This window comes from Rhizobium sp. AP16 (genome assembly GCF_000281735.1).
Classification (GTDB): Bacteria; Pseudomonadota; Alphaproteobacteria; order Rhizobiales; family Rhizobiaceae; genus Rhizobium; species Rhizobium rhizogenes.
Map to the genome: position 1 here is coordinate 248913 of NZ_AJVM01000001.1, position 15548 is coordinate 264460.

The following is a 15548-nucleotide window of genomic DNA, read 5'->3' on the forward strand; positions in this document are numbered from 1 at the left end:
GACCGCCGATTGGGGTCTGCGACGAAGGTGCCGCTTGTCAGGCCGGACCAATGGAGCTTGGCTGGATCATGAAGCCATCGAAGAATGCGCTCAGCTCGGAATGAGCGTTGAGCGGCAGAATATGCGCCACATATTGATCGGGTCTTACGACAATGACGCAGCCGCGCGCCCGGTCAATGCCGCGCATGTCGAAAATGTCGTCTCCGCTCCTTACGTCGGCGCAGAACATCTTTTCGTAGTCGCGGAGGTCAAGGCGGCCCTTTGCCGGCAGAAGCAAGGCGGGCATATCTTCGAGGGCGAGTTCGTGATGGCTCTGCTGGAAGATTGCGCGCAGATCAATCACGGAATCGATGTCCGAGCCGCTCGGCGTATATTTCCTGACGGGTGAGGCGGGCGATTGCGCAAGAAATTGGCACAGGGCGTGCAGATGCGAGCCGGATACAGCGGTATCTTCGGTACCCGCGAAGGCGTAGAGCCGCCAGCGACCGTCCGCTAAAGCCGCATGGCCGAGATGCATGCGCTTGGCGTCCGCCAGACGGATAACGGGAGCGGAGAGGAAGCGCGTGCCGATCTCCAATCCCCGAGCAAGATGCGCGTGTGTCGGTTTGCCGGTGAGGCGGGATGGCGCATAGCGGGTCGCTGTTCCGGCAGTATAACGGCCATGCCTGACGAAGTATTGCTGGATCTCCGCTGGATTGACTCCATCGCCTTCAGGCGAGGATTTGAGTGGCGCGCTGAGCATTTTCGCCCACTCGCGGTCGAATTCGATCAACTCCTTGGCGATCGATTGGCGCTCGTCCGAGTAGCTGTGCAGGAGTTCAGGCGCGCACCGGCCCTGGAGAACAGCGGCCAGCTTCCAGCCGAGGTTGAAACTGTCCTGCATGGAGACATTCATGCCCTGGCCCGCCTTCGGGCTGTGGGTATGGCAGGCGTCGCCGGCGATGAAGATATGAGGCAGCCGGGTCCCGACCTCGGTTTCCGGCACGTCATCGAACTTGTCGCAGAGGCGCTGGCCGATCTCGTAGACCGACCACCAGGCGACTTCTTTCACCTCAAACCTATACGGATGAAGGATCCTGCCCACCGCCCCGATCAGATCCTCGACGGTGAGTTTCCGGTTCGCAACGCGCTCATTCTCGTTCAGCTTGTCCAACTCGACATAGATGCGGACCAGATAGCCGCCTTCTCGCGGAATGAGTACGATGCTCCCTTCTCCGGCGGACTGGATCAGCGCTTTCAGACGGATATCGGGAAAATCGGTCACGGCCAGGACATCCATGACTCCCCAGGCGTGATTGGCCGAGTCCCCCCGCAGACTGCGGCCGATGGACTTGCGAACGGTGCTGCGGGCTCCATCGCAGCCGATCAAGTAGCGGGCTTTCACGGTCTCGATCTGCCCCTCGTGCGCTGGGTCGATCCTTTCAAGCCGCGCAGTCACCGGGTGGCCTGATGTGCCCTGGCCGGCATCTGTCTGGAGGTCGAGAAGCCGCCGGGAATAAGCCGGCTCTAGCGGTGCCGCCGATTGGCGCATGACATCCAGGAAGAAATTGTGCACCCGTGCCTGGTTCAGGATCAGATGCGGGAATTCCGAGAGCCCGTCTTCCACGTCCTGAACCCTGCCTTGCCTGACGATCCTCTCCCGAAGCACTTCGTCGGGCTTCCAGAATGCGGTCTCGTTGACCCAGTATCCTTCCTTCATCACCCGTTCGGCGAAACCGAAGGCCTGGAACATCTCCATGGTGCGGCAGGCGATACCGTCTGCCTGCCCGAGCTCCAGCGGGCCGGGTTTCTGATCCACGATCAGCGTCTTGATCGCCGGAAAAGCCGCGAGCTGTGCCGCGAGAGTGAGGCCTGCCGGCCCGCACCCGACGATAAGAACATCGACTTCGTCGGGAAGAGACACCGTGTCCGCAATAATGTGTTGTCCGAGTGGCTCTGAAATAGCGGGATCGCCGGTGCGGAACCCATTGAGATGGAATTGCATGGATATCTGCCTTCAATCGTAAGGAGTGCCGAAAGTGCTCCTGGCCGTGCTGCAAAGAACATAATTAGACAGTATACATATCATCAGTATACTGTCAATTATCGAATAAGCGCCGTGTACCGCCGATCCCCGCTCAGCTTGGATCGCCCTTTTCCTATTAAGGTGCCAGTGCCCCAGCGTCGGCCACGACCAGCTTCTTAACTTGATCGGGCTGCAGCGCGGCGGATAGATAACGATAGGCCACGGCGTCGACCATCAACTCGTCAAGGCCATTGACCTTGTCTGGTGCGAGGTTTTTCTTGGGGTAGAACTCATCTCGCACCCGCTTGGCGAGCGCCGGTGTCACGCCTGCCCATGCGCCATAGGCGTCGAGCGCCGCCGGGTCCGCATAGAGCCAATCCAGAGCTTCCCGATAGGCCTTCATGAAACGGCCATAGGCGTCCGTCCGACGCTCGAATGAGGCGGCATTGGCTATCATCACGCGCACGGACTGGTTGGCGAATTGCGGCACGTCGCTGCCACGCGCGACGATGCGGATGCGACCTGCATCGACATCGGCGACGCCGAAAGGCGGCGAACTCCAACCGACATCGATCTGGCCGGACATCACCTGTGTGAAGGTCGAGGCTGGGCTGCCCGTCGCCGTCGGCTTGAATTGGATGCCGAGTGTCTTTTGCAGCCCCAGGACAACGAGATTGGTCGATGAACCGTTCGTCGAATAGGCGACCGTCTTGTCGACAGCCTCCTTGATCGTTTTGATCGGGCCATCGGCCTTGGCGTACCAATAAAGATCATGCGCGCCGGTCATCGACGAACCGATGATCCGCAACGGCGCACCCTTGGCGAAGGCGCCCATGACACCATAGGTACCGACGCCGATGCCGATATCGGCGCTGCCGGAAATCACCGCCTGCTGGGTCTGGCCGCCGCCCTCCGTGTAAAGCAGGTCAAGCGTGATGCCGTGCTTTTTGAAGAAGCCGGCGTTCTGGCCGAGTTCGCAGACGGAATTCTCCCAGTTGCCGCGCTGACCGATGGCGAGTTTGAAACTGTCCTCGGAAGCCAGTGCCCGGCTCGAACCCAGGGCAATGGCTGGCACAGCAGCGCCGATCAGGCGCAGGATATCGCGACGTTTCATGGTGCTTTCCTCTCTATCTGGATGATCTGAGCAAGCTGCTCGCGCGTCAGCGGGGCCTGGAGAAACTTGAACTGGACGCCGTCGGCCATTATCGCCGGCAAACCGGTGATCGTGCCGGGATCGAGCGCCGCCTTGGTAAAGAATTCGGCGCGCGTACGTTTCGTGGCGCTTTCGCTGATGCCGGCGAACTCCGCGAAGATCTTGATCGCCGCGGGGTCGGCATACATCCAGTCGAGCGTCTCGCGATAGGCCGCGAGAAACTTTTCGATTGTCAGCTTCTTTTGCGCCAGGACCTCGGCATGCGTGATCAGCACCCGCGTCGTCAGTTGCCGGGTCGCGGCGACATCGCTGCCGCGGGCAACGATGCGGATGGTCTTGTCGAGCTGGTCGAGGCCGAAGGGCGCAACCGCCCAGCCGACATCGATCTGGCCGGACATCACCTGCGTCAGCGTCGTCGCAAGGCCGCCGGTCGCGACAGGCTGGATGTCGATCTTGTGCTCCTTCGCCAAGAGCAGAAGCGGCGTGTGACTGGAGGAGCCACTGGTCGAATAGCCGACGGTATGCCCAGCCATGTCATTCACTGTCTTGATTGGCGAGGCCATCGGCACATACCAGTAAAGCTCGCTGACGCCGGTCGCCTCACCACCGATGATCCTGAGCGGTGCGCCCTTCGCCGCAACGCTGAGCGCGCCCAGTGTGCCGGCAGCGATGCCGATATCGACGCTGCGCGAGAGAACGGCCTGCTGGGTCTCCGCGCCGCCTTGCGTGTAGAGAATCCGCAGGTCGATATCGTGCTTCTTGAAGATGCCGGCGCGGTTGCCGAGCTCGGCGATGGCCGTATCCCAGGCGCCACGTTGTCCGATTGCAAGCTTTAGCTCTTCCGCCTGCGCCGCACCGGTGAAAGCCAGGGCTAGAAGAGCGAAAAGCGCTTGTTTTAATTCAAGCATGGCTTTCTCCTCAAATTGCACGCGCGCCGAAACGTCGCGCCATACGCACTGCAAAGGCATTGACGACAGCGGCGAAGGCGATGGTGACGATCAGCAGGGCGTACATTTGCGGCATGTCGAACCGCGTGTAGGCGTTGATGATCATGAAGCCGATGCCTTGGTTGGAGAGCTTGGTCTCCGCCAGCAGTACGCCGATCATCGCGACACCGAAGCCGAGCCGGAAACCGTTGACCAGCGTTGCCGTCATGGCGGGCAGCTCGATCTTGAGGAACACCTGCCAGGCATTGGCCTGGAACGAACGCCCGACACGGCGCAGCGTTGGATCGACGCCGTGTATGCCGGATGCAACGCTGATGGCGATGGGGAAGAAGCAGGATACTGCGCCCATCGCGACCTTGGAGCCGGCGTCCACGCCGAAAAGCATGATCATCACCGGAAACAGGATGATCTTCGGCGTCGGCCCAAGATAGCTCAGCCAGCTTTCATAGGCGTCCGACATCACCTGGCTGCCGCCGAGCAGTAGGCCGGCCAGCACGCCGGCAAGGCTGCCGATAACCAGCGCCAGCGCCAGTTCCCCACCGGTCACGGTGAGATTGGCGTAGAAGGCTCCGTTCGCGAAAAGGGCGATCAGACCGTAGGCGATTTTCTGCAGTGGCGGCACCACGTCGCGGAAGAAGAAGCCGGAGAGCGCCAGCCCCTGCCAGATGCCGAGCAGGACCAGAGCGCCGATCACACGAATGGTCGAAACACTTAGATCGAGCCGCCCTTGAGTGTCGATTATCCGCGTCGTTGCAGCCATTTTTCACCCCGATCGAGAATGGCGAAGAAGAGGATGCTGACGAGCACCACGAAGCAGATCGCGGCATAGGTGCCGGGCAGGTCGTAGCGTTCGGCGAGATCGTTGATAAGTTGGCCGAGTCCACCGAGATTGATCAGAAACTCGACACCCACGACGTTGATCAGGCAGAAGATCAGGCCGAGCCTCAATCCCACAAAAATCTGCGGCAGCGCCGCCGGCAGCAGGATCTTTCGGAATTCCTGGGCAGGCGTCAGCCGGAAACTGCGGCCGACATCGATCAGCACGCGCCGAGTGGATGCGAAGCCCTCGATGGTCTTCAGCGCGACGGGCGCAACACCGGCGGCGAAGCCGATGACGATGATCGTCAGCGAGCTGCGCCCGAACAGCACCAGAAATAGCGGATAGGCGAGTACGAGCGGCGCTGCCGCCATCGCGGCGAGCCAGGGCTCGAAGGCGAGGCGCAGTCGTCCAAAACGGTAGAGCAGCAGGCCGATCGGCATGCCGACGAGCAGGATAAGCAGGCCGGCGGCCAAGGTCTCGCCGACCGTGACCGCGAAACGGCCGGGAATGCCTTCCTCAACCACTACCCGCCAGAGGCTCGCCGCTATATCGGTGGGCAGCGGTACGATATAGGGATTGATGACCTCGGCCATGATCAGCCCCTGCATCACGGCCAGCACCCCGACGATGGTGCCGAAACTGATCGCGGGAGCGAAGAGTGGGGATCGTGTGCTCGCCATGTGGCTCATCCCGATCCGCGCTCGGATTCGGCGAGCCCCCGGCTCGCTTCCTCGCGCAAGTCTGCCCAGATATCGGCGACAAGGGCACCGAACTCGCGGCTGCCGACGACGTCCGACGTGCGCGGGCGCGGCAGATCGACCTTGACGATGCGTTTCACGCGGCCCGGCCGGTAGCTCATGATCAGGATGCGGTCGGAGAGCTGGACGGCCTCGGTGATCGAATGGGTGATCAGCAGCGTCGTCTGCTGGAGCTGCTGCTGAATCTGTAGCACCTTATCGCCGAGCAGCAGGCGCGTCTGCTCGTCGAGCGCGGCGAAGGGTTCGTCCATCAACAGGATGCGCGGCTTGGCGGAAAGTGTCCGCGCAATCGAGACACGCTGGCGCATGCCGCCGGACAGTTCGGAGGGCAGCTGCTTTTCGAAACCGTGCAAGCCGACCATGTCGATGTAGCGCGAAGCCGCGGCATAACGTTCCTCGCGGCCGACGCCGCGTAGTTCGAGCGGAAAGGCGACATTGTCGATGACGTTACGCCAAGGGAAGGTCGATTCCTCCTGGAAGACGATGCCGATCGCGGGATGTGGTCCGTTGATGGTCTCGTCCTCGACGCGGACGCTGCCAAGCGTCGCATCCGTCAGGCCGCCGATGACGTGGAAAAGGGTGGACTTGCCACAGCCGGAGGGGCCGATCACCGAGACGAATTCGCCGGACGCCACCGTGAACGAGACGGAATCGACAGCCGTCAGCGCGCCCGGCCCTTCGCCGAAGCGTTTCGTGACATTCTCGACGGTCAAGGGTGGCGGTACCGGTGGCGCGGCGTCGAGTTGTGCTCTGGCGATGATGTCTTTCTCGGCTATCATGGCTTGGCCCTCGTCAGTGCGCTCGCCATTGCGGGCGTATAGCCGGTGGCGACGTGGACATCGATGACGGCGACGCCGCCGGCATCGACCACCGCGATCGCCTCCTTGAACACGGCTTCGAGCTGATCCATCGACTTCACTGGTCCGATCCCCGTTGCTCCTTGTGCCCGCGCAATCGCCGCCAGATCGATTTCGGGATCTGTCATTCGCATGCCGATCCATTTGTTTTCGACGGGACGGTCGCGCATGCGCGCCATGCGTTCCTGGTGCACCTCGTCATTGAAGAAGGACTGGTTGTTGGCAATCACGAACAGCGCTGGAATGCGGTAATGCGTGGCGGTCCAAAGCGCGGTTGCACCCATCAGGAAATCGCCGTCGCCGCAGATCGCGATCGGCAGGCGGCCGGAACCGCGCAGGGCGAGGGCCGCGCCCACCGCAATGCCTGGCCCGCCGCCTATGCCGCCACCGCCATCCGAACCAAGAAAATCAAGGGGATGCCGGAAGGGCCAGGATGCGCCATCCCAGGAGAGCGGGAGGTGAAGCAGAGACACGGGTCGGGTGCCGACGACCTGCCGGAGCACCACAGCCATATCCGGGACGGTAATCGACCCAGTGGTCTTGCGCGCGTCAGGCAGCGCAACGGCGGGGAGTCTCGGGGTATCGACTTTGGGGAGTTTGGAGACCAGGCTTGTGACAACCTGATCCGGTTCGGCCGCCAGGAACAGATCGACCGGCGGCAAGCCCTGATGGTCTGCGCTCCAACCGTTATGGAGGGCATGATCGAGCGAGATCTGCACGATCTTGCCCGGCGGCGCGTCCTTGCAAGCCATGTGCAGCGTGCCGGCAAGATCGACCCAGTCGAGGCTGACGATGACATCGGCTTTGGCGAACACGACCATTGCCTCGGGCAACGGAAATATGCCGGGATTGCCGACGTGCAATGGATGGTCGGTTGGAAAGGCCGCGCCGAGCTTGAGATCGGTCACGACACTGGCGTTGAACGCTTCGGCCAGCGTGACGCGCTCGTCCCAACCTTCTTGGCTGCGGCTGACGCGTCCCATCAGGAAGACAGGGCTTTTCGCCTGTTTCAGCAAATCGAGCAGTTCGCTAATCTGGTTTTCCGAAACCGTCGCGGCGACTGTGGGCATGAAGCGTTTCGGATCGATTTCCGGCAACGGTTCGGCCAGCGGTTCTTCCTGCAATCCTGCGTCGAGATTGATATAGACCGGCCCCTGCGGTGCGGTCTTGGCAAGCCATGCGCCACGCAGCAGCGCCTCGCGGGCGGCTGCCGGAGAAGCGGGCTGCGCGTCCCATTTCACATAAGGGCGCACGATCGCACCCTGGTCCTGCGCCGTGTGAATCCACTCGATCCAGGGGCGGCGCTTGGCCGCGTCGACCGGACCGGTCGCACCCAGTACGATGACAGGCATCCGGTCGCACCAGGCGTTGAAGATCGCCATGGTCGCGTGGAACAGGCCGACGTTCGAATGCACGCCGACCAGCATCGGTTTGCCCGTCACCTTGGCCCAACCCTGCGCGATCGCGACGGCATGTTCCTCATGCAGGCAGAGCAGCATTTGCGGGCGGACATTGCCGAGATGATTGACGAGGCTGTCATGCAGCCCGCGGTAGCTCGCACCCGGATTGAGCGCGATATAGGGAATGTCGAGTGAGCGCAGCACTTCGGCGACGGCGTCGCTGCCGAAAAGTGCATCGCGTTTCGGCGGGAGTGCTTGTGGCTGTTCGATGCCGGACAGATCGACGATGTCGGTATTGAAATCGTTCATTGCGGGGTGCTCCCCCGGCGCAGGTTGATATGGATGTTCTTTTCCTGCGTGAAGGCGATCAGCTCCTCTAGGCATTCCTCGCGTCCAATGCCGGATTGCTTGAAGCCGCCGAAGGGTGCACCGAGGAAATGCTTGCTCGTCTCGTTGACCCAGATATAGCCGGCCTGCACTTCAAGCGCCGTGCGGTGGGCTTTCGTCAGGTCGTTGGTCCAGATCGAGCAGGTGAGGCCATATTCCGGTCGGTTGACCTGTTCGATCATTGCCCTCTCGTCGCTCCAGCGCAGCACCGAGAGCACCGGGCCGAAGATTTCCTCACGGGCGATCGTCATGTCCATAGTCACGTCGGCGAAGATGGTCGGTTCGACGAAATAGCCATCGGCCAATTCCGGCGCGGAAGGCCGTTTGCCGCCGCAGACGACGCGTGCACCCTCCGTCTTGGCGGTCTCGATGTAACGGAGCACGCGCTCGTATTGCGCTTTGCTGGCAATCGCGCCCATGGTTGTCGCAGGGTCGGTCGGGATGCCAGGTTTGAAGCGCGTGGCCCGCTCGGCAACCTTCGCGACCACGGCGTCGTGGATATCCTCGTGTAGGAAGGCACGGCTGGTCGAGCCGCAGGATTGCCCGCACCAGGTGAAGTTCATGCCGTTGACGACGGCCGTCGCGACTTCCTCCGGATCGGCGTCCGCGAAGGCGATCAGTGCGTTCTTGCCGCCGAGCTCCAGCAACACCGGCTTGATTGTGTCGGCTGCGGCCTTCATCACGGCGCGCCCAGTTGGAACGCTGCCGATCAGCGCGACCATATCGACCTGCGGATGGCTGGTCAGTGCCGCGCCGACTTCACGCCCACCTGGAATGACGTTGAAGACGCCGGCCGGCAGCATACCACCGATCAGTTCGGCAAGGCGAAGTGCCGAAAGTGGCGCTTGCTCCGGCGGCTTGATGATGACGGCATTGCCGGCCGCGAGCGGGGCCGCCGATTTGCCGGCGCAGAACATGAAGGGATGGTTGAACGGGATGATGCGCGCCACGACGCCACGCGGTTCGCGCACCGAGAAATTGACGGCGTTTGGCCCCATCGGGATCGAGTTGCCCTTCATCTCGGTGACAAGGCCGGCGAAGAATTCCATCTGAGCAGCGGCGATCATCACGTCACCCTGCATCTCGGTAAAGGGATTGCCGCCATCGGCCGCATCCAGCATGGCAAGTTCGCGGCCGTTGCGGCGCAGTACCTCGGCCATGGCCTTGAGGATTTTCCCGCGTTCCAGCGGCGCGACCTTGCGCCATTCATCGAAGCCTTTCCGCGCTGCCGTTACAGCGGCATCGACGTCGCCCGCATCCGCATCGGCAACGCTTCCGAGCAGTTTGCCGGTCGCCGGGCTGTTGACATAGACGCGGCGCTTGCCCAGCGCCTCCTGCCAGCGGCCACCGTAATAAAGATCGGTCCTGGTTGGCAGGATCAGTTCGACCCTGTCGGATTGTGCTTCCACTCTCTCGTTCATCGTGGTTCCTCGATTGTCAGGCAATGGCTCGAAATGCGAGCTCCTCCCATCGCTGCGAAAGATCAATTCCGACGGGCGCGCGCCTGTTCCAGCCACATGTCCCAGGGACGCTGGACCTGGCCTTCGACATTCTGGACGCAGGCTTGGCTTTCTCCCTCGGTGAGAAAGGTAACTTCGCCAAGCTGCATCGCTTGAAGCTGGTAGCGGGCGTTGAGTTCGGCATAGACTGCCCGGTAGACCGCCTGCTTGATGGAGATGCCGACGACGGTCGAGCCGTGGCCACGCATCAACACGATGTCGTGCCCATCGAAATGCTTCGCCAACGCCTTGCCGAGCGTGTTGTTGCTGATGAGCAGGTCAGTCGCATCGCCACCCGCTTCCCTGATCTCGAATACGGGAGCGCCCTGACCGACGAAGCCGGCCATGTGGAAGATTGCCTTTAACCGTACGCCCTTGACGACACTCAACGGCACTATCGAATGCGAGTGGCTATGGACGACGGAGACGACATCCGGCCGCGCGCGATAAATTTCGCTGTGGATGAAGCGCTCAAGATAGACCTTGCGGCCATTCGCGTTCACCGCCTCACCGTCGAGTGTGAACTCGATGATATCCTCAGTCGTCACCCGGCTCGGTGCCATGTTGCGCGCAAGAAAGAAGTGGTCTGGCCGCTTGTCGTGCCGAACGCTGATATGGCCGAAGGCATCGACGACACCCTGATCGAACAGGATCTGATTGGCGGCGACGAGTTCCTCGATCAGTTCTCTGGACGGCGCGACCGACGTATCGGCCGTATCGTCTATATCGACAGCGATCGGGTCGGAATGGCTATGCTGGCCTGAAGTGCACATAGTGAGTTCCTCCTCCCAGAGAACATCCCGCCGCCGGCGGGGCGCCCAGCGACTGCCCGCAGACGTGATGCCGTGCGTCGGGCTGATCAGTAGCAAGTATTGAAAGCAGAAGATGTTATGGCGTCAGCGCTTCGCACGAACTGGGTCGCCGGCTGTCAAAGCCTAAAACCGACACATCGCTCCTCCCTTCATTCCGGACGTTCGGTCCTCCAACCTAATCGTCCGTATGCTGATTGACAGTATACATACTATTTAGCGAGTGTCAACATTGGCCAAGTGTTGATCGAGTGCCAATCGCTCAATGGGTGAGATCGAAATTCGACGTGCGGTGCAATCTTTTGACGGGAGAGCGACGATCCTGGGACTTCGACCGAAGACAGCGGCTAAAGCTTCGGTTCGATCGGATTCTGAATCGCGGTAAACGCGCATAGGTTTGACAGACCACGGAACGAACGTATGCTTTTGATCGATGCAGTGGTGATTGCGGGTTGAGCTTGCCATCGGCCTGGATAGGTGGAAAAGCAACATCGAGCACTCGCACTGCTCAAATGAAAGTGATTAAGCGACGCCGAGGGACAATCGCACAATGTCGATGCAACATGTCTACCAGATGCCGGGCCATCTCATTCGTCGGGCTCAACAGATAGCGGTATCGATTTTTCTCGAGGAAAGTGCGTCGGTCGATATAACGCCGGTGCAATATGCGGCATTGGTCGCGGTGCGGGATAACCCCGGCATCGATGCCACCCGGCTGTCGGCGCTCATCGCTTTCGACCGCTCGACGCTCGGCAACGTGCTGGAACGCATGGAAAGCAAGGGCCTCATTTTGCGGATCGGCGACAAGGATGACAAGCGGATCAAGCTTTTGCGCCTGTCGCCGAAGGGTGAGGAGGTGCTTGACGAAGCCGAACCTCTCGTCAGCCGAGCGCAAGAGCGGATTCTCGCGCCGCTTGCTCCTGAAGACCGCGAGATCTTCCTGCGGATGCTGTCACAACTGGTCGAACTGAACAACGATGCGTCGCGCGCTCCGTTGAAGGTCGACCGTCAGCGATAGCTCAAGGGGACTGCCACCGCCAGATCCAAACTGCACCGATTTCCATCCTGTGGGCGATGTGCTCACTGGAACCAGCTTAAAGATTTCGTCTACAGGCCCTGCTTAGTCCGCTGGCCAAGGCGTAGCGGGTTCGAATTCGGTTAGATGCGGGTGGAAGCTTCAAACCGCCTCAAGCCACGATAGGTGCCATCTATATATAAAATAGCGAAAATCGATTATTAAGATATTGAAAAATATCGGATATTTGCAGTGCGACCCATGGCCGTCGCGTTTGCAAGGGGATCCTATGACCGATACGCAGCTTCGCATTCTTGATGCCCGGACGACGGGCGCGCTTCTGCCCTTCAGCGAACTGGTGGCGGCTTTGCGCCGTGCCTTTGCCGAGGGTTGCGTCGTGCCGGTCAGGCATCATCACACGATCGCCAATGATGCGGAACCGGACGCGACGCTGCTTCTGATGCCTGCCTGGCATGAAACGCAAAGGCCGGAGCGCTATCTCGGCATCAAGATCGTTACCGTGTTCCCCGGAAATACCGCCCGGGGTATTCCCGGACTGACCTCCAGCTACATACTTTATGATGGCCGCGGTGGCGCTCAACTGGCGCTCCTTGACGGCAACACGATTACCGGTCGCCGTACCGTCGCGGCCTCGGCGCTTGCTGCCGATTATCTCGCTCGCAAGGATGCCCACAGGCTTCTGGTCATCGGCGCTGGCCGGGTCGCAAGCCTCATTCCCGATGCGTATCGCGCAGTGCGACAGATCGAGCAGGTCGATATCTGGGACATCGATCCGCAGAGCGCCGCGCGGCTGGCCCAGACCCTCACTCAACAGGGGCTGAAGGCATCGGTCGTTTCGGATCTCGAGGCCGCTGTCGGCTCCGCCGATATCGTGAGCGCGGCAACGCTCTCGACTGTACCTCTCATCAAGGGCGAGTGGCTCCGGCCCGGCACGCATGTGGACCTCATCGGCGGATTTACACCCACCATGCGTGAAGCCGATGACGAGGCTGTGCGGCGATCCTCGGTCTATATCGACACGCACGAAGCGCTGCACGAGGCGGGCGATCTGGTTCAACCGATCAAGGCCGGGGCTTTCTCGGCGGAGCTGGTGCGCGCGACGCTCGATGAGTTATGCCGCCGCGATACGCCCGCGCGGTCGTCGGATACCGAGATTACCCTTTACAAGGCGGTCGGCACGGCTTTGGCGGATCTTGCGGCCGCGACGATGGTGTATGAAGGCTCATTGTCCGCCAAGTGAGAGACGGCAATGTATGGAGGCATGCGAATGCAAAGAGAAATCATCGAGGTGCCGATCATATCGGAGGCAATCCGCCGTCTCGGCGCACCGACGTCCGCCGTCGTACGCATGGGTGACCTCGTTACGACTTGCGGCATGCCGCCGATCGACACTGTAAGCGGCGAGATCGTCAAGGGGGATATCGCGACACAGACCCGCGCCGTCCTCGATGCGCTCAGCGTTGCTCTTGAACATGCCGGATCGTCGCTGAGCAAGGTGATCAAGACGACCGTCTATGTCACGGATCCGGATCTGATGGCGGAGGTGAATGCGGTCTACCGCGCGTATTTTCGTGACGGCTTCCCGGCGCGAACCTCCGCGGCAATCAAGCCGTGGGCGCAGCCTTTCGACATAGAGATCGAGTGCATCGCCACACGGTAGGGAAACGATCGTGTCCCCTGTTCAGTTGCTTTCATCTGGGGGCACAGGATTGCCGTAGATCGCGGCCAGCGTCTCGCCCGCTTCGATGCGGGCGATGATGCCCGGTTCGCGAGATTGAATGACGAGCGCTTCCCTTCCGGCAGCCAATGCCTCGGTGATCGTTGCGGCGTAGACGCCGTTCTCGTCGGCAAGCACGATATCGCCGGCTGTTATCGCCACGCCCCCACAATTGATCGCGCCTCCAACGCTGCCGCCACCATGGATCTTCGTCGTCAGCGGCGAACGGCCGCGGCACCATACCGGCAGACCGGAAGCGCGTATCGCACCCAGATCCGTGACATAGCCGTCAATAACCACTCCGACTATGCCGGCAGCTTGTGCCGCCGCGGTCATGACCGCACCCCAGCAGGCATGCCGGTCATCGTCCAGGCGCTCTATGACAAGAATGTCCCCCGGCCTTGCGGTCGAGACCGCCTGGGCCAGAGCGGCGCCGTCGTCGCCGGGAAGACTGGCGGTATGTGTTGGCCCGACAATCCTGACGCCGTCGGTCAGGCATTGGATCTGCGGCGCCAGGAAACCGCTGCTGCGGATATGACCGATGGTTGCGGTTTCCACGTCTTTGAGAAGCTGCAGGACTTCTGCGGTCATATCGGTATCGTTCACGATCTTCTCCAAATCAAAATGGCGCCGGCCATTGTCTGCCGGCGCCGTCTTTATTGCGGTCTGCTGTCTTAAGCCTTCGCCAGATCCCGCTTTATCGTCTCTGAGAGCAGCAGAAGTGCTACGGCCGACAGAAGCGCCGATCCGATCATGTACCAGGCGACGGACGCGCCGCTGCCGGTGGCGGACAGAAGCCAGGTTGTGATGATCGGCGTCAGGGCACTCCCGAGAACGCCGGAAAGCATGTAGCTGATAGAAAGGCCGGAATAGCGAACCTTGGTTCCGAAGAGCTCGGCCAGGAAGGTGGCGATCGGACCGTAATTCGCGGCAAAGGCGGTCATCATCAGGAGATAGCCCGCAAGCGCGCCAATGAAGGTCTGGGTATCCATCAGCCAGAACATGGGAAAGGCGACGACGGCTTCGGCAATGATGCCGCCGAGAATGACGGGGCGCCGGCCGATGCGGTCGGAAAGCCAGCCGAAGAGCGGCAGAAGCACGATGCAGACGGCGCAGGCAATCAGCACGATCACCAGCATCTCGTTGCGAGAAATCTTCAGCGCCTGGGTCCCGTAGGTCAGGCCGAAGGCAACGATGAGGTTGAATGACGACCCGGTCGACATGGTCGCGATACCACCGAGAACGACAGTCTTCCAGGACTTCTTGAAAAGCTCGAGGAACGGCATCTTGGCGGTCGCATCCTCCTTCTTCACCTTCGCGAAGGACGGCGTTTCCGCAGTGTTGAGACGAACATAGGCGCCAACGGCCACAAGCAGGATGCTGGCCAGGAAAGGAACCCGCCATCCCCAGGCGAGGAGATCTTCGCTCGACATCGAAGAGGCGATTGCAAGGAACACCAGATTGGCGATCAGCGTGCCGGCCGGCACGCCAATCTGCACCCACGAGCCATAGAGGCCGCGTTTGTCCTTTGGCGCGTGTTCGACTGCCATCAGCACCGCGCCGCCCCATTCGCCGCCAAGCGCCAGCCCCTGCATGACGCGCAGGAACAAGAGCAGAATCGGCGCCCATATGCCGATGCTGTCGTAGTTTGGCAGGAGGCCGATGGCGAACGTCGCCACACCCATCATGACCAGCGAAAACAGCAGCATGGACTTCCGCCCGAGCCGGTCGCCGAAATGGCCGAACAGGGCCGCGCCAAGAATGCGGGCAAGATAGGCGGAGGCAAAGGTTCCGAACGCCAGCAATGTGCCGACCAGGGCGTCGAAGCTGGGGAAGAAGACCTTGTTGAAGACGAGGGCCGACGCTGTCGCGAAGACGAAGAGATCGTACCATTCGACCGTCGTTCCGATGACGCTCGCGACGGCTATCTTCCTCATGCTGATGGGTGTTTTTTCCACCTCCGGGGCGGTGGTGAGTGTGATGTCGTGTTGCACGGTACAATCCTTTCCGACTTGCGCGTTCCGATGAGCAAGAAAGCTCTGATGATATCAGGGGTATTGGTTCCGTTGCTCGACATCGCAAAGGACCGGCTGGCGGTCCGAAACTCGTATCCGCTGCGATGGCGGCGCGCAGCAGGGCGATATTTCATGGCCGCGTCCA

General features: G+C 61.2%; 14 protein-coding genes. 3 read left to right on the forward strand and 11 right to left on the reverse strand.

What is annotated here, in order from left to right:
* Positions 1–37 precede the first annotated feature (37 nt).
* The 9 genes from PMI03_RS01100 to PMI03_RS01140 all read right to left on the reverse strand — a co-directional run bounded on the left by PMI03_RS01100 (position 38) and on the right by PMI03_RS01140 (position 10599).
* A complete protein-coding gene (locus PMI03_RS01100; protein ID WP_007689023.1) occupies positions 38–1984 on the reverse strand; it encodes an FAD-binding monooxygenase in 1947 nt (648 codons plus the stop codon).
* Positions 1985–2141: 157 nt separating this feature from the next.
* Positions 2142–3119 (reverse strand): ABC transporter substrate-binding protein, encoded by a 978-nt coding sequence (locus PMI03_RS01105; protein ID WP_007689025.1) that lies wholly within the window; start codon positions 3117–3119, stop codon positions 2142–2144.
* Positions 3116–4066 carry an ABC transporter substrate-binding protein gene (locus PMI03_RS01110; protein ID WP_007689027.1) on the reverse strand — a complete coding sequence of 317 codons (951 nt, stop codon included), beginning with the start codon at positions 4064–4066 and terminating at the stop codon, positions 3116–3118. Before PMI03_RS01110 ends, PMI03_RS01105 begins: the two co-directional genes overlap by 4 nt.
* 10 nt (positions 4067–4076) lie before the next feature.
* Complete coding sequence (locus PMI03_RS01115) at positions 4077–4865, reverse strand: ABC transporter permease (RefSeq protein WP_007689029.1); 789 nt, start codon at positions 4863–4865, stop codon at positions 4077–4079.
* Positions 4844–5605 carry an ABC transporter permease gene (locus PMI03_RS01120; RefSeq protein WP_141685911.1) on the reverse strand — a complete coding sequence of 254 codons (762 nt, stop codon included), beginning with the start codon at positions 5603–5605 and terminating at the stop codon, positions 4844–4846. Before PMI03_RS01120 ends, PMI03_RS01115 begins: the two co-directional genes overlap by 22 nt.
* A gap of 5 nt (positions 5606–5610) precedes the next feature.
* Positions 5611–6462, reverse strand: a complete 852-nt coding sequence (locus PMI03_RS01125) for an ABC transporter ATP-binding protein (protein ID WP_007689033.1) — start codon at positions 6460–6462, stop codon at positions 5611–5613.
* Positions 6459–8249 carry a thiamine pyrophosphate-binding protein gene (locus tag PMI03_RS01130; RefSeq protein ID WP_007689035.1) on the reverse strand — a complete coding sequence of 597 codons (1791 nt, stop codon included), beginning with the start codon at positions 8247–8249 and terminating at the stop codon, positions 6459–6461. Before PMI03_RS01130 ends, PMI03_RS01125 begins: the two co-directional genes overlap by 4 nt.
* Positions 8246–9748 carry an aldehyde dehydrogenase family protein gene (locus PMI03_RS01135; protein WP_007689037.1) on the reverse strand — a complete coding sequence of 501 codons (1503 nt, stop codon included), beginning with the start codon at positions 9746–9748 and terminating at the stop codon, positions 8246–8248. The genes PMI03_RS01130 and PMI03_RS01135 overlap by 4 nt, the downstream gene beginning before the upstream one ends.
* Positions 9749–9810: 62 nt before the next feature.
* A complete protein-coding gene (locus PMI03_RS01140; RefSeq protein WP_007689039.1) occupies positions 9811–10599 on the reverse strand; it encodes a class II aldolase/adducin family protein in 789 nt (262 codons plus the stop codon).
* 586 nt (positions 10600–11185) lie between these two features.
* On the opposite strand from PMI03_RS01140, the gene PMI03_RS01145 reads away from it, so the two are divergent.
* From PMI03_RS01145 to PMI03_RS01155, 3 genes are all read left to right on the forward strand, one after another.
* Entirely contained in the window at positions 11186–11653 is a 468-nt protein-coding gene (locus tag PMI03_RS01145; RefSeq protein ID WP_007689042.1) for a MarR family winged helix-turn-helix transcriptional regulator, read from the forward strand.
* Between the two features lie 286 nt (positions 11654–11939).
* Complete coding sequence (locus PMI03_RS01150; RefSeq protein WP_007689044.1) at positions 11940–12911, forward strand: ornithine cyclodeaminase family protein; 972 nt, start codon at positions 11940–11942, stop codon at positions 12909–12911.
* Between the two features lie 27 nt (positions 12912–12938).
* Positions 12939–13331, forward strand: a complete 393-nt coding sequence (locus PMI03_RS01155) for a RidA family protein (RefSeq protein ID WP_007689045.1) — start codon at positions 12939–12941, stop codon at positions 13329–13331.
* 21 nt (positions 13332–13352) lie between these two features.
* On the opposite strand, the gene PMI03_RS01160 is transcribed toward PMI03_RS01155, so the two are convergent.
* Both PMI03_RS01160 and PMI03_RS01165 read right to left on the reverse strand, forming a co-directional pair.
* The gene (locus PMI03_RS01160; protein ID WP_007689048.1) at positions 13353–13994 is read right to left on the reverse strand and encodes an RraA family protein; all 642 of its coding nucleotides are present in this window, start codon (positions 13992–13994) and stop codon (positions 13353–13355) included.
* A gap of 68 nt (positions 13995–14062) precedes the next feature.
* The gene (locus PMI03_RS01165; protein WP_012649209.1) at positions 14063–15325 is read right to left on the reverse strand and encodes an MFS transporter; all 1263 of its coding nucleotides are present in this window, start codon (positions 15323–15325) and stop codon (positions 14063–14065) included.
* Positions 15326–15548 lie beyond the last annotated feature (223 nt).

Bases quoted from the DNA above. Each gene is read 5' to 3' on its own strand.
- PMI03_RS01100 (WP_007689023.1), bottom strand. From the start codon at position 1,984: ATGCAATTCCATCTCAATGGGTTCCGCACCGGCGATCCCGCTATTTCA.
- PMI03_RS01105 (WP_007689025.1), bottom strand. From the start codon at position 3,119: ATGAAACGTCGCGATATCCTGCGCCTGATCGGCGCTGCTGTGCCAGCC.
- PMI03_RS01110 (WP_007689027.1), bottom strand. From the start codon at position 4,066: ATGCTTGAATTAAAACAAGCGCTTTTCGCTCTTCTAGCCCTGGCTTTC.
- PMI03_RS01115 (WP_007689029.1), bottom strand. From the start codon at position 4,865: ATGGCTGCAACGACGCGGATAATCGACACTCAAGGGCGGCTCGATCTA.
- PMI03_RS01120 (WP_141685911.1), bottom strand. From the start codon at position 5,605: ATGGCGAGCACACGATCCCCACTCTTCGCTCCCGCGATCAGTTTCGGC.
- PMI03_RS01125 (WP_007689033.1), bottom strand. From the start codon at position 6,462: ATGATAGCCGAGAAAGACATCATCGCCAGAGCACAACTCGACGCCGCG.
- PMI03_RS01130 (WP_007689035.1), bottom strand. From the start codon at position 8,249: ATGAACGATTTCAATACCGACATCGTCGATCTGTCCGGCATCGAACAG.
- PMI03_RS01135 (WP_007689037.1), bottom strand. From the start codon at position 9,748: ATGAACGAGAGAGTGGAAGCACAATCCGACAGGGTCGAACTGATCCTG.
- PMI03_RS01140 (WP_007689039.1), bottom strand. From the start codon at position 10,599: ATGTGCACTTCAGGCCAGCATAGCCATTCCGACCCGATCGCTGTCGAT.
- PMI03_RS01145 (WP_007689042.1), top strand. From the start codon at position 11,186: ATGTCGATGCAACATGTCTACCAGATGCCGGGCCATCTCATTCGTCGG.
- PMI03_RS01150 (WP_007689044.1), top strand. From the start codon at position 11,940: ATGACCGATACGCAGCTTCGCATTCTTGATGCCCGGACGACGGGCGCG.
- PMI03_RS01155 (WP_007689045.1), top strand. From the start codon at position 12,939: ATGCAAAGAGAAATCATCGAGGTGCCGATCATATCGGAGGCAATCCGC.
- PMI03_RS01165 (WP_012649209.1), bottom strand. From the start codon at position 15,325: ATGAGGAAGATAGCCGTCGCGAGCGTCATCGGAACGACGGTCGAATGG.